The sequence below is a fragment of the Pseudoalteromonas sp. KS88 genome (genome assembly GCF_004766475.1).
In the GTDB taxonomy this organism is placed as follows: Bacteria; Pseudomonadota; Gammaproteobacteria; order Enterobacterales; family Alteromonadaceae; genus Pseudoalteromonas.
In genome coordinates this window covers 43,311-69,140 of record NZ_PYHV01000008.1, presented here as the reverse complement: position 1 = coordinate 69,140, position 25,830 = coordinate 43,311, and the positions used below count along the sequence as shown (strand labels likewise).

Here is a 25,830-nt window from a genome sequence, read left to right as displayed (position 1 = left end):
GTGCTTCTTCAGTTGCAGCAGGTGCTTCTTCAGTTGCAGCAGGTGCTTCTTCAGTTGCAGCAGGTGCTTCTTCAGTTGCAGCAGGTGCTTGTTCAGTTGCAGCAGGTGCTTCTTCAGTTTCAGCAGGTGCTTCTTCAGTTACAGCAGGTGCTTGCTCAGCTGTTTCAACCTTAGCTAAATCTTCAGCTACAACAGCTTGCTCTACTTGCTTAGATGCATCAGTTGCTGTTTTTTCAGATTTTGCCTTAAGTTCAGCTTCATATTCTGCGGCCGCTTGATCCGCAACAGGAATAAATGCAGGAGGCTGCGTACTTTGTGTTTCGCTGCCTTCTTCACCTTGTTCAGGACGACGACGACGTTGGCCTGCAGCACGAAGGTGGCGAGGTGAACGACGTGAACGAGTACGTGCCTGTCCTTGCTCTTCATCAGCTGATGCATCTTGTTCAGGAGCCATATTTTGTTCTGGCTCAGGTTTTGCTGCTTCAGGTGCTTTGTCCGCATTTGTATTTGCTTGTGTTTCCACTTGTTCAGTTGCAACAACAGGTTTAGCTTCTGGCTTTTCTTCAGTTGCTTTAACAGGTTGTTGAGCTGGTGCCTGTTCAGTCGTTGTTGAATTTACAGCTGCAGTGTCGTCATTTTGCACACGAACTTTCTTGCGAATGTTACGACGTTGACGACGCGCTTTTGGCTTTTGCTCAGTTTTTTCTACGTTAGTGTCTTTGTTTTCTACAGACTCTTTAACGTCAGTTGCTGGCTTTTTATCATCGTTACGATTTTCATTACGCTTACGAGAATTAGGGTTACGACGGCGCTTGTTGCGGTTCTCGTTTCTATTCTCTTTTTGCTCGGTAGTTGTATTATCAACGTTAGCTGTTTCCTCAGAAGTGCGCTCATTTTGAGGTTTGTTGCGAGAGTTGTTATTACGGCGACGCTGGTTGTTACGACGGCGATTATCACCATCATTGTTGCGATTACGGTTATTACGCGTGTTTGGTTTATTAGTTTGCTCTTTTTTCTCTGGCTCTTTCTTTTCAGTTGAGTCAGCAAATAAAGATTTAAACCAATTACCAATGCTAGCTAAAAGGCCAACCTGTGCAGTAGCTTGAGGGGCTGTGGCTTGTTGCGCTGGAGCTGGCTTTTCAGTTACTTGAGGTGCTGGCGTTGAAGGCATAACAACACCTTTCAATCTTGGCTCTTCACGTACTGCAACAGCGGGTGTTTTAGATGTTTCAAACACTTCTGGCTCAGGCGCTACAACTTGGTCGTAACTTACTGTTTCGAGTGTTTCATCTTTGCGCAAGCGCATAACTTCGTAGTGTGGTGTTTCCATGTGTTGATTTGGAATGATTACTACATCACAGCTATGACGTTTTTCGATACGGTGCACGCTACGGCGTTGTTCGTTTAGTAAGTAAGCAGCAACAGCAACAGGCACTTGTGCGTTTACTTGCGCTGTATTGTCTTTAATGGCTTCTTCTTCGATTAAACGTAGAATTGATAACGCAATTGACTCGTTTGAACGAATAGTACCTTGACCACTACAACGAGGACATGGTCCTTGGCTTGCTTCACCTAATGAAGGGCGTAAGCGCTGACGCGACATTTCAAGTAAGCCAAAGCGTGAAATTTTACCAATTTGTACACGGGCACGATCTGGGCGAACAGCGTCTTTTAAACGATTTTCTACTTCACGCTGATGGCGTGGAGGCGTCATATCGATAAAGTCGATAACAATCAGGCCACCTAAGTCGCGTAAGCGTAATTGGCGGGCAATTTCGTCTGCTGCTTCTAAGTTTGTGTTCAATGCTGTTTCTTCGATATCTCCGCCTTTAGTGGCTTTTGATGAGTTGATATCGATAGAGGTAAGTGCTTCTGTAGGGTCAATAACAATTGAACCACCAGAAGGCAAGCGGACTTCGCGTTGGAAAGCAGATTCGATTTGGCTTTCAATTTGGTAGTGTGTAAACAATGGCACTTCGCCAGAGTATAACTTTACACGGCTCATAAAGTCAGGGCGAAAACGCTCAATATGGGCTTTTGCTTCTTCAAATACACGCGGTTTATCAATTAAGATTTCACCAATGTCACGGCGTAAATAATCACGAATAGCGCGGAAAATTACGTTACTTTCTTGGTGGATTAAAAACGGTGCCTTGCCGCTATTAGATGCTTGTTGAATCGCATCCCAGTGCACAAGGAGTGCTTTTAAATCGTAGTTTAGTTCTTCAAACGATTTACCAACACCCGCAGTACGCACGATTAAGCCCATGCCTTTAGGCAATTCTAAACGGCTCAATGCTTCTTTAAGTTCAGTACGCTCATCACCTTCAATACGACGTGAAATACCGCCAGCACGAGGGTTATTGGGCATAAGAACTAAATAGCTACCTGCTACGCTGATAAAAGTAGTTAGTGCTGCGCCTTTTTGGCCGCGCTCTTCTTTATCAACTTGTACAATAACTTCTTGACCTTCTTTAATTACGTCACGAATGTTCGGACGACCTTGGAAGGTGTAACCTTGCGGGAAGTATGTACGAGCGATTTCTTTTAGAGGAAGGAAACCGTGACGTTCAGCGCCGTAATCAACAAAGGCTGCTTCTAATGACGGTTCAATGCGTGTTATTTTGCCTTTATAAATATTGGCTTTTTTTTGTTCGTGACCCGGGCTTTCGATATCTAAATCATACAGGCGCTGGCCATCAACCAGTGCTACGCGCATTTCTTCTTGCTGCGTCGCATTGATTAGCATACGTTTCATATTGTTACTCTACTGTGTTATGTCGCTGACATGACGAAACTTTTCGCCTGTTCAGTTGCTCCAGTCGCTTCTTTTTATGCAGTCTCACGACTGGGTCTGTGGCGGAGCTTGGTGCTGTATTGTTTTACAAGTATCTTTATGGTGCTGGCTGACAATAACGTGTTGTCACGTTATTAGATTCATAATGGCGACAAAACTAGCGGCTGTTTTACAGCATCGTATTCGAGTTCTGTGCAGAGTCGACCATTTATTAAATTAACTTGTATATTTACAGCACATCTGCTGAACGGCGTTTTTACGCCGTCACGATCAGACAAATTATCTGTTCAAATTGCTTTTATTTCTGCAATTAAGGCTGTTCATGCTCAAACTTAACTTACGATATATTACGCGCACCGTCGTTAATTGAACGCACGTGTAAACTAGGTCTGTATAAAAGCTTTGGAAAACTTATCTCGGATCTGTATGATCAATTACCTAGAATGTGCATCACGAATGTCTTAATGTGTTAAAAAGCACCGTTGTTATTGCAAATTAAATTTGCGAAGGTGATTATCCCACTATTATAACCGTGTTAGCAACTAAATTATTTTACTTAAATCAGTGATTAGGCAATGTCAGAAAAAACCGGCTTACAAGTATCTTTCGTCACGATTACCGAAGACCACCTAGGTCAACGGATTGATAACTTTCTTATTACCCATTTAAAAGGGGTGCCTAAAAGCGCTGTTTATAAAATTCTCCGTAAAGGTGAGGTGCGAGTTAACAAAAAGCGTATCAAACCTGTGTATAAACTTCAGCTTGATGATGTAGTACGTATACCTCCGATTAAAATTGCAGAGCGTCAAGACGACTTTGTGCCAAGCAAGCTTGAGAAAGTTAAACAATTAGAAGACGCTATTTTATTTGAAGACAAGTACCTTATTGTGATCAACAAGCCTTCGGGTATGGCTGTACATGGTGGCAGTGGCTTAAGTTACGGTTTAATAGAAGCTTTGCGTTCATTACGTCCTGATGAGCGTAGCCTTGAACTTGTTCACCGACTTGACCGTGACACTTCAGGTTGTTTATTAATCGCAAAACGCCGCTCTGTACTAACAGCTTTACATGAGCAATTGCGTGAAAAAACCATGGAAAAAAATTATTGGGCACTGGTCGATGGCCAGTGGGAATCTAAAACCAAGAATGTGAAAGAGGGCTTACGCAAAAATACGTTACAGTCAGGCGAGCGTATTGTACGGGTAGATAATAGCGAAGAAGGCAAGCCTTCTCATACCCGCTTTAAAGTACTTGAACGTTTTGATGAATGTTCATTAGTACAAGCATCACCGGTAACAGGGCGTACTCACCAAATTCGTGTTCATACCCAGTGCCAAGGTCATCCAATTGCTTGTGATGATAAATATGGCGATCAGGCATTTGATGCGGGTATGCGTAAAATCGGTTTAAACAGATTATTTTTACATGCCCATGATTTGAGTTTTTATCACCCTAAAAATGAAACAACTATGCGTGTTGAAGCGCCACTTGATAAAACGTTAACTAATTGCATAAAGACATTACGCGCAGCTAAATCGTGAAAAATTATAAGTTAGTGATATTTGATTGGGATGGCACCATCATGGATTCGGTGACTAAAATAGTTAATTGTATGCACGAATCTGCATTAAAGTGCGGCTTAGTTGCGCCAAGTGATGAGGCAATAAAAAATATTATTGGCTTATCACTTGAGCATGCCGTTGCGACTTTATTCCCCGATAACGCCAATTTATACGCTGATTTGATTGCACAATATAAGCATCAGTATAAACATGTTGATGCAACACCTACGCCTTTATTTACCGATGTAGCAAACACATTGGCAAGGTTGAGAGACAAAGGCGTTATTTTAGCGGTAGCAACAGGTAAAAGCCGAGTAGGGCTTGAGCGCTTATTGGATGAAACCAAGCTTGACCATCATTTTGCGGCCACGCGCACAAGTGATGATGCGCAATCTAAACCGTCACCAGAGATGTTGCTTCAGCTACTTAGTGAGCTTGATGTAAGTGCTGATGAAGCGCTGATGATTGGCGATACCAAAATTGATATGGCGATGGCTCAGGCTGCGCATATTGACCGCGTAGGTGTCACTATGGGTGTGCATAATGAAGTGCAGCTAAATGAATTTGAGCCAATTGCTACGGTTGGCTCATATCAGCAATTATCTGCGCTGTTACTCGATTAGTTTGTCTGGTTGTCTAGTACATCTAAACCAAACTCAGCCAACAATTGGCTGAGTTTAATCAGTGGTAGCCCGATTAAACTATTTGGATCATCGCCGCTGAGTTTTTCAAATAAACATATACCGAGTCCTTCGCTTTTAAAACTCCCTGCGCAGTTGTAAGGTTGCTCGGCATCACAGTAAGCACTTATTTGTGCCGATGTGAGTGTTCTGAATGTCACCTCGAAAGGTTCTACGATAGTTTGTAACGTATCTTTGCTTATATCGTAGACAGTTAAACCAGTTAAAAAGGTGACGGTGTTTGCACTAAATAAGCTCAATTGTTTAATGGCGTTTTCTTTATTGTGCGGTTTACCTAGGATTTGCCCGTTAAAAACCGCCACTTGGTCTGAGCCGATCACTAAGCCTTCGTTAAATCTCCCTTGTGCGGCACGTGCTTTTAAGACGCTTAAGCGCATTACTAATTGACGTGGTGATTCGTTGGGAATCGGTGTTTCGTCAACATCGGGGGAAAAACTGGCAAACGGAAGATTAAATTTTTGCAATAAAGACTGACGAAAGGGTGAGCTTGAAGCTAAAATAAGTGAGTGGCGCATGGATTATTTTCCTAATGAAAATCAGATTGAGTTAGGATAAATCAGATCTGTTGGCAAAACAAAGAAATGAATCAGGAAAAACCAGTGTAAAATGGTTTTTTACTTTGACTAACCAAGTAACTATCTATATGATGCAGCCCCTATGCAAAAGGTGAAAATTCCCATCACTCTTCATCCAGGCAAAGCAGCTCAGCACCGTTTAAGTTATGACGGTATTGTTCAGCTTGAAAAACTGACTCGTTTACGAGAAGTTATCCAGGAAGAAGTAGGTGAAATAGCGGTAAAAATTCATTGCAAAAACGATGAGCAAGGTTTTGTTGTGGTTCGCGGCAATTTGTCGACACACGTAACTGTAACTTGTCAACGTTGTAATGGTGATTTAGGGTTGGATTTGGATCAAGACTTTGTTTATTCGCCAGTCGGTTTGGATGCAGAGTCAGATGATCTTCCAGAAGACTACGATGAAGTAGCACTTGATGAAAATGGTGAAATAGACGTGTTTGATTTAATCGAAGACGAACTACTTTTAGCAGTTCCATTAGTGCCTACACACAACGAAGCTTCATGCAGTTATTCAGCAAAGCCTGCCAGCTTTGGTGTATTAAAGGCGGAAGATGATAAACCAAATCCATTTGATATTTTGAAACAACTTAAGAAAGATTCTTAGGAGAAGACTATGGCTGTACAAAAAAGCAAAAAGTCTCGTGCAAGACGCGGCATGCGCCGTTCACACGATGCGATCAGTGGTCCAACTTTAACTGTAGACCAAACATCTGGTGAGACTCATCGTCGTCACCACGTGACTGCAGATGGTTACTACAAAGGCGTTCAAGTAATTTCTAACTAAGAGATTGCTTATATGCTGACTAATCTAACCATTGCGTTAGATATGATGGGGGGCGATTATGGCCCCCGTTCATCTATCCCCGCAGCCGTTAACGCGGTAAATGCTAATGCCAACTTAAGACTCATCTTATGTGGCAACGAGCAAGTAATATCTAATGAACTTGATTCCCTCGATTCTTTATCTCATCCAAGATTAATTATTCGTCATTGCAGTGAAGTTGTCACTAATGGTTGTGAACCGGCTTTAGCTGTTCGTTTTAAAAAAGATTCTTCAATGCGTGTAGCCCTTGATTTAGTTAAATCAGGTGAGGCACAAGCGTGCGTAAGTGCTGGTAATACCGGTGCCTTACTTTTTATGGCGCATTACGTATTGAAAATGTTGCCCGGCGTTAAGCGTCCTGCACTGATTTCAGCGGTTCCGACTGAGCAAAAACACCCTGTCTATTTACTTGATTTAGGTGCCAATGTGCATTGTGATGCACAAACCTTATATCAATTTGGCATTATGGGTTCAGTAGTCGCAGGACAAGCGCTCGGTTGTGATAACCCGAAAGTAAGCCTATTAAATATCGGCTCAGAAGATATAAAAGGTCATGAAGATATTAAGCAAGCCGCGCAGCTGATGCAGCAATGTGATTACTTAAATTACACCGGCTACAGCGAAGGCAGCGATATATTTACTGGTAAATCTGATGTCATCGTCTGTGAAGGTTTTGTCGGTAACGTTGCCCTTAAAACCTGCGAAGGTATCGCTAAGCTTATTATGTTTAAGCTAACAAAAGCGCTAAGAAAGCACTTTTTCTATAAATGCATGGCTTTTATGCTACGCCCTGTCATAAAAAAACTATATAAAAGGGTGAACCCCGACCAGTATAACGGCGCAAGTCTGGTAGGATTGCGCGGTATTGTTGTAAAAAGCCATGGAAATGCATCAGCTAAAGCATTTCATGCTGCTATCGATGAAGCCGCCAGAGAAGTAGAACGTCAACTTCCAGAAAAAATAGCCGCTATCTTCGAGCAAACACATTCAACTAAAAAAGTAACGTCTGACGAGTGACTTATGTTGTCAGGCGCATGCTTAAATATTTTTTATTTGTTTAATTAAAAGAGCAAAGTATGGCACAAAAAATCGCACTTGTTTTTCCAGGTCAAGGCTCACAATCTGTGGGTATGTTAAGTGAGTTACTTGCAGAGTCTGACATTGTAAAAGCGACATTTGCTGAGGCATCAGATGCACTTGGTTACGACTTAGCAGCACTCGTACTGAATGGTCCAGAACAAGAACTAAATCAAACCCACCGTACTCAACCTGCTTTATTGACCGCTTCGGTTGCTATTTATCGTCAGTGGTTAGCTGCAAACCCAGACGCAGAGGTGACGATGGCAGGTCACAGTTTAGGCGAATACTCTGCATTAGTATGTGCAGATGTACTGAGCCTTGCTCAGGCAGTAAAACTTGTTGAAAACCGCGGTTTATATATGCAAGAAGCTGTACCTGCGGGTGTGGGTTCTATGGCTGCAATCATCGGTCTTGGTGATGATGAAATTAAAGCTGCCTGTAGCGCATCAGCACAAGGTGAAGTTGTCGCACCGGTAAATTATAACTCACCAGGACAAGTCGTTATTGCAGGACATAAAGCGGCAGTAGATAGAGCGTCACAAGCGTGTAAAGAAGCAGGTGCTAAACGTGCATTGCCATTATCCGTTAGTGTACCTTCACATTGTGAGCTTATGAAGCCAGCCGCTGATAAATTAGCAGCTGATTTAGCCGCTTTAACATTTAATACACCTAAGTGTGATGTAATCAATAATGTTGATGTTATTGCAGAAAATGCAGCTGATGCAATTAAAGATGCATTAGTACGTCAATTATATAGCCCAGTACGCTGGACTGAAACAGTGCAAGCATTGGTAGCGCAGGGTATTACCCAAAGCTATGAATTTGGCCCAGGTAAAGTATTGACGGGGTTAGCAAAACGTATTGACAAAGCAATGGTATGTGGTTCGGTAAATAGCCAACCTGCCATTGATGAAGCTAAATAAGAGTAGGATAGGAATGGCAAATTTATTTTCATTAGAGGGCAAGGTAGTCCTTATTACTGGTGCAAGCCGTGGTATTGGTAAAGCGATTGCAACAACACTGGTTGCACAAGGTGCGAAAGTAGCAGGTACTGCTACAAGCGAATCAGGTGCTGCTAAAATCAGTGAGTATTTAGGTGATAATGGTAAAGGTTATGCGTTAAACGTAACCGATCCTGCATCGATTGAAGCGACACTTGCGGCGATAAAAGCAGATTTAGGTGATATTGACGTTTTAGTTAATAATGCCGGTATTACCCGTGATAATTTATTAATGCGCATGAAAGAGGGTGAGTGGGACGACATAATCGATACCAACTTAAGCTCTATTTTCCGTTTATCGAAAGCGGTATTACGCCCAATGATGAAGAAAAAGAATGGCCGTATTATTAACATAGGCTCAGTAGTGGGCACTATGGGTAATGCTGGGCAAGCGAACTACGCTGCAGCTAAAGCTGGCGTAATTGGTTTTTCTAAATCATTAGCGCGTGAAGTTGCATCACGTGGTATAACAGTCAATGTCGTTGCACCTGGTTTTATCCAAACCGATATGACAGACGAGTTGACAGAAGAGCAAAAAGCAGCAACGCTAGCTAATGTGCCTGCAGGGCGTTTAGGTCAACCAGATGAAATTGCAGCTGCTGTTTGTTACTTAGCATCAGATGCTGCGGCTTACGTTTCGGGCGAAACGCTGCACGTTAACGGCGCAATGTACATGGTTTAAGGAACTTTGTTCCTAATTAGTTTTCAGCGAGTTTGTCGAAAAATGTTGAATTTTTTGTGATCTTGCTTTAAACATACTTGAATTCGCTGTGAAAATAAGCGATAAAAGACACAAATAACCCTCAAGAGGTTTGACCAGATAAATAATTATCAGCAAATCCTTGAATCACAGAATTATGCGCCGTAAACTACGCCGCAATCTGAAAATAACGCATTGGCGTTTTTAATAAAGGAAAGAAGAATGAGCGACATCCAAGAACGCGTAAAGAAAATCATCATTGAGCAACTAGGTGTTAAAGAAGAAGAAGTAAAGCACGAAGCTTCTTTCGTTGATGACTTAGGCGCAGATTCACTTGATACTGTTGAATTAGTAATGGCTCTTGAAGAAGAGTTTGACACTGAGATCCCAGACGAAGAAGCTGAAAAGATCACTACAGTACAAGCTGCAATCGATTACGTTACAGCTCACGCTGAGTAATCAATCGCAAATTAAGGGCAGCATTCGCTGCCCTTAATCTATCCGTAATATGATACTAATTAATTTAGTACACACCCCACCTAAAATAATAATTCCCTTATTGGAGGCAACCCGTGGCTAAACGTCGAGTAGTCGTAACTGGCTTAGGAATGTTGACACCGCTAGGTAACGATGTTGAATCAACCTGGCAAGGCTTGTTAAATGGCAAAAGTGGTATTCAAACTATCACGCATTTCGATACTTCAAGTTTTGGTACCAAGTTCGCAGGCTTGCTGAATGATTTTAATGCGTCTGACTATAATATGTCGCCTAAAGATGCTAAAAAAATGGATTTGTTTATCCAATATGGCATAGCGGCGGGTGTTCAAGCACTACAAGATTCTGGCCTTGAGATCACAGAGCAAAACGCACCGCGCGTTGGTGTTGCTGTTGGTTCAGGCATTGGTGGTTTAACGTTAATCGAAGAAAACCACATAAAATTATTAAACAGTGGCCCACGTAAGCTTTCTCCTTTTTACGTGCCGTCGACTATTATCAATATGATCTCAGGTCATTTATCGATAATGCACGGTCTACGTGGTCCAAATATTTCGATTGTAACTGCCTGTACTACAGGTTTACATAATATTGGCCATGCAGCTCGTATGATTGCTTACGGTGATGCAGATGCCATGGTAGCAGGGGGCGCTGAAAAAGCCTCGACACCTATTGGTATGGGTGGCTTTAACGCGGCTCGCGCACTTTCAACTCGTAACGATGACCCACAAGCGGCGTCGCGTCCTTGGGATAAAGATCGTGACGGTTTTGTACTTGCAGACGGTGCAGGTGTGATCGTACTTGAAGAATACGAACATGCTAAAGCCCGTGGTGCTAAAATTTACTCAGAACTGGTTGGTTTTGGCATGAGCGGTGATGCATTTCATATGACTTCACCACCTGAAGATGGTGCAGGTGCAGCCCTTGCGATGGAAAATGCGTTAAACGATGCAGGTGTTAATGCTGATCAAGTGGGTTACATTAACGCCCACGGCACATCAACTAACGCAGGTGACAAGGCTGAAACCTCTGCGGTTAAATCTATCTTTGGTAATGCTGCAAAAGATGTGATGGTAAGTTCATCTAAATCAATGATGGGCCACTTGTTAGGTGCTGCAGGCTCGGTTGAGTCAATAATTACAATCTTGTCGTTACAAGATCAAAAAGTAAGCCCAACAATTAACCTTGATAACCCAGACGAAGGCTGTGATTTGGATTATGTTCCTCATACGGCACGTGATGCGAAATTAGACTACGCATTATGTAACTCGTTTGGTTTTGGTGGTACTAATGGCTCGTTGCTATTTAAAAAGGTATAATCTTTTTAAACAACGAAACAGAATAATAGCCCAGTTGTGACTGGGCTTTTTTATATGCAGAATAAACAGCGAATACAACAAAACATAATCACTGAACAACCTAGAGTTGTTAGTAGTCGTGATCGCGGCTTAAACTATGGTGATGGTTTTTTTACTACAGCAAAGATTATTGACGGCAATGTAGAACATTGGTCACTGCACCGTGCGCGATTAATTGAATGCGCAAGCCGTTTAGCATTTCCTGAAATAGAGTTTATTGAACTTGAAGCCGTAATCAATCAGCTTATTGCAACACAAAAACGTGCAGTCCTTAAAGTACTCGTTACGCGCGGTGAAGGCGGACGTGGGTACGGCTTACCACAGCAGCCGTTATTAAACATTGTGATCAGTGTTGTGGATTTTCCAACACAATATGAAGCACTGAGTTCAAAAGGCCTTAGCTTAGCTGTTAGCCCCATTAAATTAGCATCTCAACCATTACTTGCTGGGCTTAAAACATTGAACAGGCTAGAGCAAGTCATGATTAAGCAAGCCATGCAAACACAGGATAGTGATGATGTACTGGTTCTTGATTATCGAAATAATGTTATAGAAACTTCGGCTGCCAACGTATTTGCAATTAAAGGCGGACGACTCTTTAGCCCTTTGCTAAACGAGTGTGGAATTAAAGGAGTTTACCTGCAATCGTTATGTGCTAAATTACCCATTGAGTTTGAAAACTTAACAATAGAACAATTAAAACAAATGGATGCAGTGTTTATCTGCAATAGCCTAATGGGCGTTATACCAGTAAAAGCGATTGATGATGCTTACTTTGATATTAAGAATAGTTTAAGCGTATTAAATGGTTTAACCGCCAAGGAGTTTACGTGTTAAAAGTGATAATAGGTATTATAGTTTTAGCCTTGTTAACGACAGGGGTTGGCTATCAACAGTTGCAAGCAACCATTAATAGTACATTAGCCGTTCCTGAGAATACCCAATTTGAAGTAAAAAATGGCACGGGGTTTAATAAGCTATGTCAGCAGTGGCAGGCAAAAAAATGGCTGGATAGCTGCTTTAAGTATCAGATAGTGGCAAAGTTAGACCCTAGCCTCACTGATTTGAAAGCTGGCCTATATGAGCTAAACCAAGGTAGTGTAATTGATAATATTCGTCGCATAAATGAGGGTGAACAAGTTAGCTTTAGTTTCACTATTATTGAAGGGCAAACATTGCGGGATGTGCTCGCTGCAATTGAAAATGCCACTAAATTAAACCAAGATTTAACTCTTGATAATTTGAGCCAACAAATCATAGGATCAGATCAGCATTTGGAAGGCTGGTTATACCCAGATACATATCACTACCATGCTGGTGATAGTGCAAGTTTATTGCTTAAGCGTGCACATATTTTAATGAAACAGGTTTTAACTGATGCTTGGCAGCAACGTGCTAAAAATTTGCCAATAAATACTGCTTACGAGGCGTTGATTATGGCCTCAATTATCGAAAAAGAAACCGGCCTTGCCAGTGAGCGACCTATGATAGCGTCTGTTTTTACTAATCGTCTTAACTCAAAAATGCGTCTACAAACTGACCCTACTGTAATCTATGGCTTAGGTACTGCGTATGATGGTGATATAAAACGCAAAGACCTAACTAGTTACACACCGTATAATACTTATAGAATAAATGGTCTACCGCCAACGCCTATTGCGATGCCTTCGAAGGCGGCAATTCTAGCAGCAGTAAACCCACCTGAGTCTGATTATGTGTATTTTGTTGCGAAAGGCGATGGCAGCCATCAATTTTCAAAAACACTCAAAGCACATAATAAAGCTGTGCAAGATTACTTACGTTACCAAAAACAGTTAAGTAACTGAACAGTTGCAATCTGAATAATTAAAAGAGATACCATGACAGCAAAATTTATTGTGATCGAAGGGCTAGAAGGAGCGGGTAAATCAACTGCTATTTCAATTTGTCAGCAGTTTTTAACCCAGCATAATGTTGATTTTGTCAATGTACGAGAGCCAGGAGGAACACCGCTTGCTGAGCAACTTCGTAGTTTGGTAAAAGCCAATCACCAAGAGACGATAGCCAGCGAAACTGAATTGTTGATCATGTATGCCGCACGTTCTCAGTTAGTTAATAATGTTATCCGCCCTGCGCTTGATAATGATCAGTGGGTGCTTGGCGACCGTCATGACTTATCATCACAAGCGTACCAAGGTGGTGGGCGCGAAATCGAACAAACAACCTTAAAAGCACTCTCTGATATCGTTTTAAAAGGGCTAAAACCTGATTTAACAATCTACTTAGATATTGAGCCGTCAATTGGTTTAGCGCGAGCAAAAGGCCGTGGAGAACTAGATAGAATTGAGCAAGAAGCACTGAGTTTTTTTGAACGCACTCGTGCACGCTACCTAGCGCTAGCAAATAGTGATGACTCTATTAAAACGGTCAATGCAAATCAAACAATGGCGCAAGTTCATAATGATATCATTGCGGTGTTAGAGCAGTTTTTACAAAGTAATAATTAATATGACTTACCCATGGCTCAACAATATTGAACAACAACTTAGTACCAGCTTTGCTGCTGGGCGGTTTCATCATGGTCAATTATTTAATGGCCAACAAGGTGTTGGTAAAACAGCCTTAGTTGAACAACTTGCAAATGCATTATTATGCCAACACCCAAGCGGTGTTCAACCTTGTGGGCAATGTAAGAGCTGTCAGTTGAATCAAGCGGGCACACACCCCGACAAATTTAATGTGGTAATTGATGGGCAGAGTATTGGCGTTGATGATATTCGTACGGTGAGCCACTTTATGAGTCATTCAGCTGCGCAAAACGGCAATAAAGTGGTGATCATAAAAGATTGCCACAAAATGACCACAGCCGCAGCAAATGCCTTATTAAAGACGCTTGAAGAGCCAAGTTCACAGCGTTTTTTATTATTAACGACTAATGCAGCATCACAACTGCCAGCAACAATTTTAAGTCGCTGTACTAGAATCGATGTCCAGGTTGGCGAAGCTCAGGAGGCCAAACATTGGCTAGCATCGTTACAAATTATTGACTATCCATGGCTTCACCTGTTTTTTCAACAACCTTTGTTAGTGCAAACATGGCAGCAAAAGGATCAACTAGAAACAATTGACCAACTCTATAAATTTGCAACTGAGCTAAAACAAGGTCATAATTTCAGTGCGTTAGTGGATATTATTAGTAAAGATAACGATCTGGTTCGAGTTTTTTGTTTATTTTTGACAGAGCAACTAAAGCAGCAGCTAATCGCTGGCATGGAATTTGATGCGTATCAACAGGCGCAAAATTCTTTAAACGATTTTTATCAAAATTGTACTCAAGTGTTAGGACTCAATTTGTCTTTAGCTGTTTCGAAGTTAGCGTATTCACTTCGTAGATAACAATAATTAGGATGTTTTATGCAAGAGTTACTTGTTGACTTTGAAGATTTAGATGAGCTATACCGTTGCTACATGCCATACCTCAAAACGGGCGGTTTATTTGTACGTACAAATATGCGTTACGAAATGGGCCACTCATTGGCATTAAAAGTAACATTACCCGATGCCCTTGAAGATGATGTAATAACAGGTAAGGTAACCTGGATCACACCACAAGGCGCACAAAGTTCGAACCCACCAGGCATAGGCATTAGTTTTTTAGATGATAAAACTAACCTTAATGCGAAGATCGAAAAACTACTAGGGACTATGTTAAACTCTGGTAATCCAACTTATACCATGTAGTAAGCAGTAATCGTGATTGTAGATTCTCATTGCCATTTAGACCGACTTGATTTTGATAAACTCGATTTAAACCTAGACCAAGTTCTTGATAGCGCACGCGCTAAACAAGTAGAGCACTTTTTATGTGTGAGTGTCACGTTAGATCAGTTTCCGAGCATGCTTGATAAAATTAAAGATTATAACGATGTATCGGCCTCGTGCGGCGTACACCCACTTGATCAAAAAGATGCCCTTGATAAGCAGCGCTTAATTGATTTAGCTAGCCATGACAAAGTGGTTGCGATTGGCGAAACTGGGCTTGACTATTATTACGCAAAAGACACGCATAAAATTCAGCAAGAGAGCTTTGTTGGCCATATTGAGGTGGCAAATCAATTACAAAAACCACTAATTATTCACACCCGTGATGCCCGCGAAGACACGATTAATTTAATGCGTGAGCACAACGCTGAAAAATGCGGTGGTGTTTTACATTGCTTTACTGAAGACTGGGACATGGCCAAAAAAGCCATCGATTTAGGTTTTTATATTTCTATTTCCGGCATTGTCACCTTCAAAAATGCTGTCGAGCTTAAAGACGTCGTTAAACAAATACCACTTGATAGGCTTCTTATCGAAACAGATTCACCTTATCTTGCGCCAGTGCCTTATCGTGGTAAAACTAATCAGCCCGCGTATGTGCAAGATGTGGCTTATTTTATCAGTGAACTTAAAGGAATTAGTTATAAAGAGCTCGCAACTGCGACCACAGCCAACTTCTATTCTTTATTCAATTTAGCAAAGCAGGGTTAACACTTTATGAGCCAAGCACCACTTCCTCTACTTTTAATGGGGCCAATGGTGCGCCGCGCTGATATAAACGAGGTTTGCATTCAATTTGCAACCTCTCGCCCAATTAACTGTCGTATCGAAATTGCTCATTATGATACCTATTGTGAACATGAGCCTGTTCGTTTAGGGGAGCAGTTATTCTTACATTTCGTTATTATAAAACCTATCGGTATTGAATTTCCTTTTGATGAGTTAATTAGTTACCGATTGTTTGATAACGACAAAGAAATTGATCTCAGCGCTTTTTGCTACCCCAATAAAGCGACCCCAGAATTTGCAGTTCCCAATACGCTAAGCCAAATTTTGCACGGCTCGTGTAGAAACCCACATCACCCAGCAAAAGACAGCCTTGTTGCAGCTAATGACTTTGTACAAGCTAAGCGTAGTGAGAATAAAATAGGCGCCGATATTTTACTGCTATCGGGGGATCAAGTTTATGCCGATGATGTGGCCGGCGCCATGCTAATCGCAATCTCGCGCTTAATCGATGTGTTGGGTATTTATAAAGAGCAACCGCTTGATATAGAGTTACCTGAAGATTTACATCAACAGCTATACCAGCGCCATTTATATTTGCCCAAAGTACCGTGGCAGAAACGCAATAAAATTGGGGTAGGGTATTGGCTGAAAAAAGATGTCCCACATTTTTCAAGTTTAAAAGCAGATAACCACCTCGTTTTTTTTGAAGAGTTTATTGCGCTTTACTTATTAAACTTTAGTCCGTCAGTTTGGCAGTTAGCTGATTTTGAGAGCATTCACTATCAAGCTAGCACAACGAAGTGCCAACAAATATTCGATAATGAGAAAGCGGCCTTATCAGTTTTTAAAGACGGCTTGAATGACGCACAAGTTTTATTTGCCAACATACCTAGCTTTATGATGTTTGATGATCATGATGTAACCGATGATTGGAACCTAACCGCAGGGTGGGAGCAAGTTATCTACCAGCACCCAGTAAGTAGGCGAATTGTTAATAATGGTTTAATTAGTTATTGGCTATTTCAAGGGTTTGGTAACGATGCAGGGCATAAAACTAAGAGCCTTCTTACATCATTTCAACAAAGCTTTACTAAGGATAAGCTCTGGCAATTTAAAGCCTTTGATAAAACCATTTTAGAGTTTAATCATTGGCATTATGAGCTCAATACCGTGCCCAAAGTCGTGGTACTCGATACGCGCACCCATCGTTGGCGCAATGAGCAAAACTTTAATGAGCCTTCAGGCTTATTGGATTGGGAGCGCTTAGTTGAGCTTGAAGACAGCTTATTAACTCATGAGCAAGTGATTATCGTGTCGCCTGCGCCGGTTTTTGGGGTTAAATCGATAGAAGCTATTCAAGCAATGTTTAATATCTGCGGCCAGCCCTTACTTGTTGATGTTGAGAACTGGATGGCACATGAAGGCTCGGCGAAGAAGCTGCTGGATACCTTTCGCCGCGACGATACACCCAAAGAAACGCTTATTTTATCAGGCGACGTTCATTACTCATTTTGTTTTTCAGTGCAAAAGCGTTTTGGCAAACACCCTAACCGAATTTGGCAGCTCACTGCCAGCGGTATTAAAAACGAATTCCCACGCAAGTTAATTAATATTCTCGATAAGCTCGATTCAATTCTATATGCGCCAAAAAGCCCTCTCAACTTTTTTACCAAACGTTGGCAAATGGAAGTTGATAAACACCAAACAGTAGGCGAGGGTCAAAAGTATTTAGTAAGCGACTCCGCAATAAGCTTAATTAGCTTAGAGCAAGGTAACCTTGATAAATATGAGCTCATTCATGGTGATGGCCATATCACAGAATTCGATTTAGAGCATTAAATCTCATCTCTGTGCTGTTTAATATAATCAGCAACTTCGCTCACTGTGCCTAACCAATAGCCATTCTTAGGGTCTTTGATATGGCGAATTAGTTGCTCAAGTACTTTTTCATCAGTGGTGTATTGGTCGCCTTCACCTATCTCATGACCTGCTAAAATCAACCAGCTGTTATTACCTCGAAGTTGCTCTAACATTGCTATGATTTCATCAAAACGCAGGCCATCAATTTTCAGACTCGTTAATTGAGCAAAGTCGGTGAAATTTGGGTTGTTTGCTGTTTCATCTAGCCAAGTACGGCCGGTATCAAAGTGTTTTGCGATCAGCGGAACATAGCTTTGCGTGTTTATACCACGGCCAACAAAGGTGTTACCGCAGGGGTAGGCAAATGCGCGAGGAGTAACCCCTAAATTAGCCTTTATATATACTTGCGCATCGAGGATGTCTTTTGCTAGCCATTTTAATGTGGTTTGTTCAAGGGAAAGGTTTTGTTGTCGTAACCATTCAAAATTACCTGTGCATAAATGTGAACTTGTATGGTTGGCAATTTCGTGTTCAGAGGCCACTGCTTTTTTCCATTTTTTAAGCCGCTCTTTGACATTAAAAGGTGACACATAAAACGTGGCTTTTACATTATGCTCATCTAAAATTGCTAAACCTGTGTCAACTTGGCTGTGGCGGGCATCATCAAACGTGATGCTAATCGCGTTTTGGGCTTGATTAGGGTATTTAAAGCCAACATAGTTATTTGCGGCGGCTACACTATTAACACAAAAAAGTGCAGAGGATATGAAGAGTAACTTTTTAAACATAGTTGTTTCCTTTTTTCTTATATGGAAACAAATTAATTGGGTGAAAGAAATACTACTTAAGGATATTTAAGTCAAAAAAATGCCCAGAACGAATCCGCATTGTTCTGGGCTTAGGGGTGGCTCTTGGCGAGCCTGCGCTAACTTTAAAAAGCACCTTCTATTCAATAAGGGAGAAGTAGAAAGTATTAGTAAGTGTAGTTAACAAATGTAAAAACCCCCAATAATTGTTGGATTTTTATACTGTTTTAAAAACAATGACTTGGTTGAAAAATAAGCTAATTTAAATTTTAATGCATAATTTATAATCAACTTACTCACAGCTTATGCCTACCAAATGATTAGTTGACTATTTTGTACCAAATCTCGTGGTAGTGAGTTCTTAATTTTGTTTTTTTGCCATTTACCTAAGCCAATGGGGCAACCACACAAAGTTAATACCACCTCATCGGTGGCGTTTGTTACCTCAGCTAAGCGAATATCTTTACCCCGGAAGTAGTCGTTTGCTTGCTGATCAGATAAGGCATAGGTATTTTTAAAACAATGTCCACCGAACACAGTGGCAAATTCGTGCGTTAGCCGTACACCGTTTTTATGGATCATACCTAACTGAATTCCTAAGCGTGAATATTTGATTTTATTTTCAATTTCGTTAAACCCGTCAGGGAATAACCAAAGCTCTTTATCACGCTGCATCAAGGTCCCAGATAGTGAACTTATACCAAACTGTTTTTTTATAGCCGTGGTAAAATTCTGGCTGGCTTTTTTATCAAATGACTGAAAAGGGAAAGCCCCTTTTTTTATTTTTTGATTCGGGTTATCAACACTTGCCACCTTTTTAAACTTAGCAATAAAAAAACCTTCGCTGTCGAACGTTTGCGGCCAAACGTGCAAATAACCTTCTTCAGTGGTTGCTTGCTCTGCGTTTGGAAATAAGTTGGCTAGGCTTTGAACTTCAATTGAATCAGGAAATTGTTCAAGTAGATAATCACACACTTGTTGGTTTTCAAGCGGGGTTAAGGTGCAGGTAGAATATACTAGCGTGCCGCCAGGTTTAAGTGCGTAAAAAGCACTCTTTATCAACGCTTTTTGCACTTTAGCAATATCAATATTCGACTCGATTGACCAATTCTTTAAAGCATCAGCGTCTTTACGTACCGTGCCTTCACCAGAGCATGGCGCATCTAGCAATATGCTGTCAAAACACTCGAACATGTAATCACCAAACACAACGCCATCAAAATGTGAAAGGGCACAATTACCCACACCCATACGCTTTAACGTAGCACTGAGCACTTTTAAACGAGATGACGATAGCTCATTGGCAACGAGAACCCCCTGATTATTCATTAGTGCCGCTAATTGTGATGTTTTTGATCCCGGTGCTGAGGCCATGTCGAGTACATGGGCGGCATCAAGAAGTGACTCTTTAAGTGCCATAGGGGGGAGCATTGAGCTGGCTTCTTGTACATACATTGCGCCGCTTAAATGTAAGTCAGTATTACCAAGGGCAAGGGCATTTTCTTCATTTTCTGGGCGCTCTAGCCAAAAACCCTCTTCACACCAAGGAATTTGAGTTAATTGCCAGCCTTTTTGTTTTGCCGCGAGTTTAAACTCTTCAACCGACATTTTTAATGTATTAACACGTACGGACTTACGAAGTGGTTTACGACACGCGTTAATAAAGTCAGCTAGTGTTAGGTGCGCAGGTAAGTAGCTAGCTACGTCATCTATAAAGTGTTGAGGAATAAACGTGTTGGCGTTCAAGGCTATGCTCGCGAAGAAAAATAAAGGTGTATTCTATCATTTTCACCGTACACCTATAAACATAAATTTAGACTCAAGGCCTGTCGACACTTAACGGTTAAAATCTAACCTTTAGGTGTTTGAAGTAGTATTTACTTTATTTATGTCGACAATAATTGGTTTTAAGCCCTGTTTTTGTTAATTTTGGGTTGACACTATTTCACATAAAGACCATAGTGTAACCATAAATTGTCGACAATCTTAAAGAAGTACCCAATGACCCAAGACGCTTTTAGCAAAACGCTTATTACTACCGCATCGGATCAGGTGTTTGTTGATATGCGCCGAGAGATTGTTGAAGGCAGTATTGCCCAAGGCAGTAAAATTTCAGAGCCTGAGTTGGCAAAGCGCTATGGTGTAAGTCGTGCAACGCTTCGGGAAGCACTGAACCGCCTTGAGAGTTGCTACCTAATTGAACGAAAAGCCAATGTAGGATGCCGAGTAGTGGCACTTACCGCAGAGCGCTTAATCGAAGTATATCAAGTTCGTAGTGCACTTGAAGGGTTAGCGTGCAGATTGGCTGCCGACAATATGGCTGCGGATGAAGTGCAAAGCTTAAAACAACTACTCAACCAGCATTTACAAACACAGCGGGTAAAAGAGGGCGAGTCTTATTATCAAGAAGCGGGCGATTTAGATTTTCACTACCGCATTATCAAAGCAAGTAAGAACGAGCACCTTATTCATTTACTAAGTAACGGTTTATACCAACTAATTCGCATGTACCGTGTACAAATGGGTATGGTTGGGCCACGGGTATCGAAAGCGTTTGACGAACATTTAGCCATTATTAACGCCATAGAAAATCATGATGGTGAGCTGGCCGAAATGCTAATGAAGCGCCATATCAGCGCATCACAATCCAATATCCAAGCAAAATTTGAAAGATACAAATCAATATAGATATTAAAAGCAGCTCAAAAGAAGGCTTCGCAGTAATTCAGACAGTCAAACTGTCATAGTAAGTATTTAAAAATAAACTCTGCCTCGAGCAGCTACCGTTCAAAGGAGACAGCAATGTCAGCAGGATTAAAATTTAAACAGGCTATTGCAAACAATCACCCGTTACAAGTTGTAGGTACAATTAACGCATATACTGCGATGATGGCTGAAAAAATGTGCCATCAGGCTATTTACTTGTCGGGTGCAGGTGTGGCTAATGCCTCATTTGGTATGCCAGATTTAGGTATGACGAGTCTTGATAACGTTCTTGAAGATATTCGTCGTATTACCGGCGCTAGCGATTTACCATTATTAGTTGATGCCGATACAGGTTGGGGCGGGGCGTTTAATATTGCCCGTACCGTTAAAGAAATGACCAAAGCGGGTGCTGCAGGTTTTCATATTGAAGACCAAGTAGCGCAAAAGCGTTGTGGCCATCGTCCTAATAAAGAAATAGTTACTCAAGCTGAAATGGTAGATCGTATTAAAGCCGCAGTTGATGCTAAAACCGATAGCGATTTTTACATTATGGCACGTACTGATGCATTTCAAAAAGAAGGCTTAAATGCAGCAATAGACCGTGCAGCTGCCTGTGTAGAAGCGGGTGCCGATGCGATTTTTGCAGAAGCCGTTCATGACCTTGCTGATTACCAAGCATTTAGCAAAGCGATTAACGTGCCGATCTTAGCCAACATTACCGAGTTTGGCCAAACCCCAATTTATACCAAAGAGCAGTTAAGCGATGTGGGTGTAGAAATGGTGCTTTATCCATTAAGTGCATTTAGAGCTATGAACAAAGCGGCTCTTAATGTGTACTCGGCTATTTTGAATGAAGGGTCGCAACAAAGCCAAATTGAAAATATGCAAACGCGTGCAGAGCTTTACGACTTTTTAGATTATCACTCGTACGAAAACACGCTAGATAACCTTTTTTCAGCAAAATCTGACAAATAATAAAAAATTCAACAGGAGACAAATCATGGTAGATAAAGCATTAGGTGGCGCAGGCTTACGTGGCCAAGTAGCAGGACAAACAGCATTATGTACAGTAGGGCAAACAGGCTCAGGTTTAACTTACTGTGGTTACGACATTAGCGAACTGGCTGAAAAAGCGCAGTTTGAAGAAGTGTCGTTTTTACTTTCACGCGGCGAGCTACCAACATCAAGCGAACTGGCAGAGTACAAAGCTAAACTTAAGAGCTTACGTGGTTTACCTGAGTCACTAAAAACAGTGCTAGAGAACATCCCTAAAGACGCACACCCAATGGATGTAATGCGTACTGGTTGTTCTATGCTAGGTAACCTTGAAATGGAAAATGACTTTAGCGAAGCAAACGATGCGATTGACCGCATGGTGGCAATTTTCCCAAGTATTATTTGTTACTGGTATCGTTTTACTCATGACGGTGTTCGTATTGAAACCCAAACTGATGATGATTCAGTAGGCGCACACTTTTTAACGCTATTACACGATAAAGCGCCAAGTGAATTATTTGCACAAGTGATGAATGTATCACTAATTTTGTACGCAGAGCATGAATTTAATGCCTCTACCTTTACCGGTCGAGTATGTGCATCAACGCTTTCTGATATTCACTCATGTGTAACTGGTGCAATTGGTACCTTACGTGGCCCACTGCATGGTGGTGCAAACGAAGCCGCAATGGATATGATTGAAAGCTTTAGCAGTGCTGATCAAGCTGAAGACGCGCTTATGGGCATGCTTGAGCGTAAAGATAAAATTATGGGCTTTGGCCACGCTATTTACCGTGAGTCAGATCCGCGTAATGTTATTATTAAAAAATGGTCTGAAAAATTAGCCGCAGAAGTGGGTGACGATGTGCTTTACCCAGTGTCTGTTCGCTGCGAAGAAGTTATGTGGCGTGAGAAGAAGTTATTCTGTAATGCCGATTTCTTCCATGCATCGGCGTACCACTTTATGGGTATTCCTACTAAGTTGTTCACGCCTATCTTTGTAATGAGCCGTGTAACCGGTTGGACAGCTCACGTAAAAGAGCAGCGTGCAAATAATCGTATTATTCGCCCAAGTGCCGATTACACAGGGCCAGATGCGCGTAGCTACACGCCAATTGAATCAAGAGGCTAATTAGTTAGCGTTTAAGGTGAGCACTCGGCTCACCTTTTATTGTTTATAACGCTTTTACCGCACTCTCCTCCGTCACCAAATTAGCGAATTTATTATGACCATTATTAATAACACCCAATACCGTAAGCCATTACCAGGCTCAAATGTAGATTACTACGATACCCAAGCCGCGGTAGATGCCATTAAGCCAGGCGCATACGCCACACTGCCTTACAGTTCGCGTGTATTTGCCGAAAACTTAGTGCGTCGCTGTGAACCCGATATGCTAACCGATGCACTTAGCCAAATAATTGAGCGCAAGCAAGATTTAGACTTTCCGTGGTATCCGGCACGCGTTGTATGTCACGATATTTTAGGGCAAACCGCTCTAGTTGATTTAGCTGGCCTGCGCGACGCTATTGCTGCGAAAGGCGGCGATCCTGCAAAAGTAAATCCGGTTGTACCTACTCAACTGATTGTTGACCATTCATTAGCTGTTGAGCACGCAGGCTTTGATCCTGAAGCGTTTGAGAAAAACCGCGCTATTGAAGACAGACGCAACGATGATCGTTTTCATTTTATAAACTGGACTAAAACTGCTTTTAAAAATATTGATGTGATCCCGCCGGGCAATGGCATCATGCATCAAATTAACCTTGAAAAAATGTCGCCGGTTATTCAAAACCGTGATGGTATTGCATTCCCAGACACGCTAGTAGGTACCGACAGCCATACACCGCATGTTGATGCATTAGGTGTTATTGCTGTTGGTGTGGGCGGCCTTGAAGCCGAAAGTGTTATGCTTGGGCGCGCATCGTACATTCGCCTGCCTGATATTGTTGGCGTAGAGCTTACCGGTAAACGCCAACCGGGCATTACTGCAACCGATATTGTATTGGCTATTACCGAATTTTTACGCGAGCAACGTGTGGTATCGACTTACCTCGAATTTTACGGTGAAGGGGCTGATGCACTAACTCTTGGTGATAGAGCAACCATTTCGAATATGACTCCTGAATTTGGCGCAACCGCCGCTATGTTCTACATTGACGATAAAACTATTGATTACTTACGCTTAACAGGTCGTGATGAAGAGCAAATTGCACTCGTAGAAAACTACGCCAAAACAGCAGGGCTATGGAGCGACAGCTTAAAAACAGCGCATTACGATCGTGTACTTAAATTTGATTTATCAAGTGTAGGGCGCAACATTGCAGGGCCTTCAAATCCGCATCGTCGTGTATCAACTAGCGATTTAGCTAAAGAAGGTATTTCGGGCGTTGTTGAAAACGAAGAGGGCTTAATGCCAGATGGCGCGTGTATTATTGCCGCTATTACTAGTTGTACTAATACCAGTAACCCGCGCAATGTAATTGCTGCAGGTTTATTGGCGCGTAACGCCAATGCAAAAGGTTTAATGCGTAAACCTTGGGTTAAAACCTCATTGGCTCCGGGCTCTAAAGCAGTGCAATCGTACCTTGAAGATGCAAACTTATTACCAGAGCTTGAACAGCTTGGTTTTGGTATTGTTGGTTTTGCCTGTACTACCTGTAACGGTATGAGTGGTGCACTAGACCCTAAAATTCAACAAGAAGTCATTGATCGCGATTTATACGCAACAGCGGTGCTTTCGGGTAACCGTAACTTTGATGGTCGTATTCATCCGTATGCTAAGCAAGCATTTTTAGCGTCTCCACCGCTTGTGGTTGCGTATGCAATTGCCGGTACCATCCGTTTTGATATAGAAAAAGACATCCTCGGTAAAGATCGGCAAGGTAACGATGTAACCTTAAAAGATTTATGGCCATCTGATGAAGAAATAGATGCAGTGATCAAGCAAAGCGTTAAGCCTGAGCAGTTTAGAAAAGTATACGAGCCTATGTTTAACTTAACCGTTGATTACGGCGAAGATAACGACCCATTATACGATTGGCGCTCTGAAAGTACCTATATTCGTCGCCCTCCTTATTGGGAAGGGGCATTGGCAGGTGAGCGCAGTATGAGTGGTATGCGTGCATTAGCGGTACTTGGCGATAACATTACCACCGATCATTTATCACCTTCTAATGCGATTATGGCAAGCAGCGCGGCAGGTGAATACTTGACTAAAATGAATGTGCCAGAAGAAGATTTTAACTCGTACGCAACGCACCGAGGCGATCACTTAACCGCGCAGCGCGCCACGTTTGCCAATCCTAAATTATTGAATGAAATGGTATTGGATGAAAACGGTGAAGTGAAGCAAGGATCGTACGCGCGCATAGAGCCAGAAGGTGAAAACACGCGTATGTGGGAAGCCATCGAAACCTACATGCAGCGCAAACAACCGCTTATTATAGTTGCCGGTGCCGATTATGGGCAAGGTTCGTCTCGCGATTGGGCAGCAAAAGGCGTAAGGCTTGCTGGTGTTCAGGTTATTGCAGCTGAAGGGTTTGAACGTATTCATCGTACTAATTTAATTGGTATGGGCGTTTTGCCGCTTGAGTTTAAGCCAGGCACAACGCGTAAAACACTTAACTTAGATGGAAGCGAAAGCTACGATGTAAAGGGTGAGCCAACACCAGGAGCAACTTTGGAACTGGTTATTACACGTAAAAATGGTGAGGTATTAAACGTACCAATGAAGTGCCGATTAGATACGCAAGAAGAGCTCTCTATTTACGCTGCAGGCGGTGTTTTACAACGTTTTGCGCAAGACTTTTTAGAAGCTACGCAAGCATCATAAG

The 25,830-nt window shown here is 41.9% G+C and carries 24 protein-coding genes; 20 read left to right on the top strand and 4 right to left on the bottom strand.

Features of this window, described 5'->3' with window-relative positions; genetic code table 11:
• On the bottom strand, positions 1–2,758 hold a 2,758-nt coding region (gene rne / locus C7Y70_RS05735), incomplete at its 3' end, for a ribonuclease E (RefSeq protein ID WP_135473716.1).
• A gap of 614 nt (positions 2,759–3,372) precedes the next feature.
• On the opposite strand from rne, the gene rluC reads away from it, so the two are divergent.
• Complete coding sequence (gene rluC, locus C7Y70_RS05730; protein WP_099294198.1) at positions 3,373–4,338, top strand: 23S rRNA pseudouridine(955/2504/2580) synthase RluC; 966 nt, start codon at positions 3,373–3,375, stop codon at positions 4,336–4,338.
• Positions 4,335–4,982 (top strand): HAD-IA family hydrolase, encoded by a 648-nt coding sequence (locus C7Y70_RS05725; RefSeq protein WP_135473715.1) that lies wholly within the window; start codon positions 4,335–4,337, stop codon positions 4,980–4,982. The genes rluC and C7Y70_RS05725 overlap by 4 nt, the downstream gene beginning before the upstream one ends.
• On the opposite strand, the gene C7Y70_RS05720 is transcribed toward C7Y70_RS05725, so the two are convergent.
• On the bottom strand, positions 4,979–5,575 hold the full coding sequence (locus C7Y70_RS05720; RefSeq protein WP_135473714.1) for a nucleoside triphosphate pyrophosphatase: 597 nt from the start codon (positions 5,573–5,575) through the stop codon (positions 4,979–4,981). The two genes, C7Y70_RS05725 and C7Y70_RS05720, sit on opposite strands and share 4 nt — an antisense overlap.
• A 142-nt stretch (positions 5,576–5,717) precedes the next feature.
• Here C7Y70_RS05720 and yceD point away from each other — a divergent pair, with 142 nt between their 5' ends.
• From yceD to C7Y70_RS05650, 14 genes are all read left to right on the top strand, one after another.
• Positions 5,718–6,242 (top strand): 23S rRNA accumulation protein YceD, encoded by a 525-nt coding sequence (gene yceD, locus C7Y70_RS05715; RefSeq protein ID WP_099294192.1) that lies wholly within the window; start codon positions 5,718–5,720, stop codon positions 6,240–6,242.
• Between the two features lie 9 nt (positions 6,243–6,251).
• On the top strand, positions 6,252–6,422 hold the full coding sequence (gene rpmF / locus C7Y70_RS05710; RefSeq protein WP_008109865.1) for a 50S ribosomal protein L32: 171 nt from the start codon (positions 6,252–6,254) through the stop codon (positions 6,420–6,422).
• Between the two features lie 12 nt (positions 6,423–6,434).
• The gene (gene plsX, locus C7Y70_RS05705; RefSeq protein ID WP_099294190.1) at positions 6,435–7,478 is read left to right on the top strand and encodes a phosphate acyltransferase PlsX; all 1,044 of its coding nucleotides are present in this window, start codon (positions 6,435–6,437) and stop codon (positions 7,476–7,478) included.
• Positions 7,479–7,537: 59 nt separating this feature from the next.
• Positions 7,538–8,464 (top strand): ACP S-malonyltransferase, encoded by a 927-nt coding sequence (gene fabD, locus C7Y70_RS05700; RefSeq protein WP_135473713.1) that lies wholly within the window; start codon positions 7,538–7,540, stop codon positions 8,462–8,464.
• Positions 8,465–8,477: 13 nt separating this feature from the next.
• A complete protein-coding gene (gene fabG, locus C7Y70_RS05695) occupies positions 8,478–9,224 on the top strand; it encodes a 3-oxoacyl-ACP reductase FabG (RefSeq protein ID WP_135473712.1) in 747 nt (248 codons plus the stop codon).
• Between the two features lie 240 nt (positions 9,225–9,464).
• Positions 9,465–9,701, top strand: a complete 237-nt coding sequence (gene acpP / locus C7Y70_RS05690; RefSeq protein WP_016707440.1) for an acyl carrier protein — start codon at positions 9,465–9,467, stop codon at positions 9,699–9,701.
• 113 nt (positions 9,702–9,814) lie between these two features.
• Positions 9,815–11,056, top strand: coding sequence for a beta-ketoacyl-ACP synthase II (gene fabF, locus C7Y70_RS05685; RefSeq protein ID WP_135473711.1), 1,242 nt, complete (start codon positions 9,815–9,817; stop codon positions 11,054–11,056).
• A gap of 54 nt (positions 11,057–11,110) precedes the next feature.
• Entirely contained in the window at positions 11,111–11,932 is an 822-nt protein-coding gene (gene pabC, locus C7Y70_RS05680; RefSeq protein ID WP_135473710.1) for an aminodeoxychorismate lyase, read from the top strand.
• Positions 11,926–12,921, top strand: a complete 996-nt coding sequence (gene mltG, locus C7Y70_RS05675; protein ID WP_135473709.1) for an endolytic transglycosylase MltG — start codon at positions 11,926–11,928, stop codon at positions 12,919–12,921. Before pabC ends, mltG begins: the two co-directional genes overlap by 7 nt.
• Positions 12,922–12,954: 33 nt before the next feature.
• Entirely contained in the window at positions 12,955–13,581 is a 627-nt protein-coding gene (gene tmk / locus C7Y70_RS05670; RefSeq protein ID WP_135473708.1) for a dTMP kinase, read from the top strand.
• A 1-nt stretch (position 13,582) separates the two neighbouring features.
• Positions 13,583–14,470, top strand: a complete 888-nt coding sequence (gene holB, locus C7Y70_RS05665) for a DNA polymerase III subunit delta' (protein WP_099294176.1) — start codon at positions 13,583–13,585, stop codon at positions 14,468–14,470.
• An 18-nt stretch (positions 14,471–14,488) separates the two neighbouring features.
• Positions 14,489–14,815: a PilZ domain-containing protein gene (locus C7Y70_RS05660; RefSeq protein ID WP_099294174.1), complete on the top strand. Its 327-nt coding sequence runs from the start codon at positions 14,489–14,491 to the stop codon at positions 14,813–14,815.
• Positions 14,816–14,827: 12 nt separating this feature from the next.
• The gene (locus C7Y70_RS05655) at positions 14,828–15,607 is read left to right on the top strand and encodes a YchF/TatD family DNA exonuclease (protein WP_135473707.1); all 780 of its coding nucleotides are present in this window, start codon (positions 14,828–14,830) and stop codon (positions 15,605–15,607) included.
• 6 nt (positions 15,608–15,613) lie between these two features.
• A complete protein-coding gene (locus C7Y70_RS05650; protein WP_135473706.1) occupies positions 15,614–17,464 on the top strand; it encodes a metallophosphatase in 1,851 nt (616 codons plus the stop codon).
• Here C7Y70_RS05650 and C7Y70_RS05645 read toward each other — a convergent pair.
• On the bottom strand, positions 17,461–18,273 hold the full coding sequence (locus C7Y70_RS05645; protein WP_135473705.1) for a polysaccharide deacetylase family protein: 813 nt from the start codon (positions 18,271–18,273) through the stop codon (positions 17,461–17,463). The genes C7Y70_RS05650 and C7Y70_RS05645 overlap by 4 nt on opposite strands.
• Before the next feature lie 327 nt (positions 18,274–18,600).
• A complete protein-coding gene (gene rsmF, locus C7Y70_RS05640; RefSeq protein ID WP_135473704.1) occupies positions 18,601–20,037 on the bottom strand; it encodes a 16S rRNA (cytosine(1407)-C(5))-methyltransferase RsmF in 1,437 nt (478 codons plus the stop codon).
• A 255-nt stretch (positions 20,038–20,292) separates the two neighbouring features.
• Here rsmF and C7Y70_RS05635 point away from each other — a divergent pair, with 255 nt between their 5' ends.
• The 4 genes from C7Y70_RS05635 to acnD all read left to right on the top strand — a co-directional run bounded on the left by C7Y70_RS05635 (position 20,293) and on the right by acnD (position 25,829).
• The gene (locus tag C7Y70_RS05635; protein WP_135473703.1) at positions 20,293–20,979 is read left to right on the top strand and encodes a GntR family transcriptional regulator; all 687 of its coding nucleotides are present in this window, start codon (positions 20,293–20,295) and stop codon (positions 20,977–20,979) included.
• A 114-nt stretch (positions 20,980–21,093) separates the two neighbouring features.
• Positions 21,094–21,972: a methylisocitrate lyase gene (gene prpB, locus C7Y70_RS05630; protein WP_135473702.1), complete on the top strand. Its 879-nt coding sequence runs from the start codon at positions 21,094–21,096 to the stop codon at positions 21,970–21,972.
• Between the two features lie 25 nt (positions 21,973–21,997).
• On the top strand, positions 21,998–23,125 hold the full coding sequence (gene prpC / locus C7Y70_RS05625; RefSeq protein ID WP_135473701.1) for a 2-methylcitrate synthase: 1,128 nt from the start codon (positions 21,998–22,000) through the stop codon (positions 23,123–23,125).
• Between the two features lie 94 nt (positions 23,126–23,219).
• Entirely contained in the window at positions 23,220–25,829 is a 2,610-nt protein-coding gene (gene acnD / locus C7Y70_RS05620) for a Fe/S-dependent 2-methylisocitrate dehydratase AcnD (RefSeq protein WP_135473700.1), read from the top strand.
• Position 25,830 lies beyond the last annotated feature (1 nt).

Coding starts and splice junctions, on each gene's coding strand:
- acnD (WP_135473700.1), top strand. CDS start 23,220: ATGACCATTATTAATAACACCCAATACCGTAAGCCATTACCAGGCTCA.
- pabC (WP_135473710.1), top strand. CDS start 11,111: ATGCAGAATAAACAGCGAATACAACAAAACATAATCACTGAACAACCT.
- acpP (WP_016707440.1), top strand. CDS start 9,465: ATGAGCGACATCCAAGAACGCGTAAAGAAAATCATCATTGAGCAACTA.
- rpmF (WP_008109865.1), top strand. CDS start 6,252: ATGGCTGTACAAAAAAGCAAAAAGTCTCGTGCAAGACGCGGCATGCGC.
- C7Y70_RS05660 (WP_099294174.1), top strand. CDS start 14,489: ATGCAAGAGTTACTTGTTGACTTTGAAGATTTAGATGAGCTATACCGT.
- holB (WP_099294176.1), top strand. CDS start 13,583: ATGACTTACCCATGGCTCAACAATATTGAACAACAACTTAGTACCAGC.
- C7Y70_RS05645 (WP_135473705.1), bottom strand. CDS start 18,273: ATGTTTAAAAAGTTACTCTTCATATCCTCTGCACTTTTTTGTGTTAAT.
- C7Y70_RS05635 (WP_135473703.1), top strand. CDS start 20,293: ATGACCCAAGACGCTTTTAGCAAAACGCTTATTACTACCGCATCGGAT.
- C7Y70_RS05720 (WP_135473714.1), bottom strand. CDS start 5,575: ATGCGCCACTCACTTATTTTAGCTTCAAGCTCACCCTTTCGTCAGTCT.
- tmk (WP_135473708.1), top strand. CDS start 12,955: ATGACAGCAAAATTTATTGTGATCGAAGGGCTAGAAGGAGCGGGTAAA.
- fabG (WP_135473712.1), top strand. CDS start 8,478: ATGGCAAATTTATTTTCATTAGAGGGCAAGGTAGTCCTTATTACTGGT.
- plsX (WP_099294190.1), top strand. CDS start 6,435: ATGCTGACTAATCTAACCATTGCGTTAGATATGATGGGGGGCGATTAT.
- prpC (WP_135473701.1), top strand. CDS start 21,998: ATGGTAGATAAAGCATTAGGTGGCGCAGGCTTACGTGGCCAAGTAGCA.
- C7Y70_RS05650 (WP_135473706.1), top strand. CDS start 15,614: ATGAGCCAAGCACCACTTCCTCTACTTTTAATGGGGCCAATGGTGCGC.
- fabD (WP_135473713.1), top strand. CDS start 7,538: ATGGCACAAAAAATCGCACTTGTTTTTCCAGGTCAAGGCTCACAATCT.
- yceD (WP_099294192.1), top strand. CDS start 5,718: ATGCAAAAGGTGAAAATTCCCATCACTCTTCATCCAGGCAAAGCAGCT.
- rluC (WP_099294198.1), top strand. CDS start 3,373: ATGTCAGAAAAAACCGGCTTACAAGTATCTTTCGTCACGATTACCGAA.
- prpB (WP_135473702.1), top strand. CDS start 21,094: ATGTCAGCAGGATTAAAATTTAAACAGGCTATTGCAAACAATCACCCG.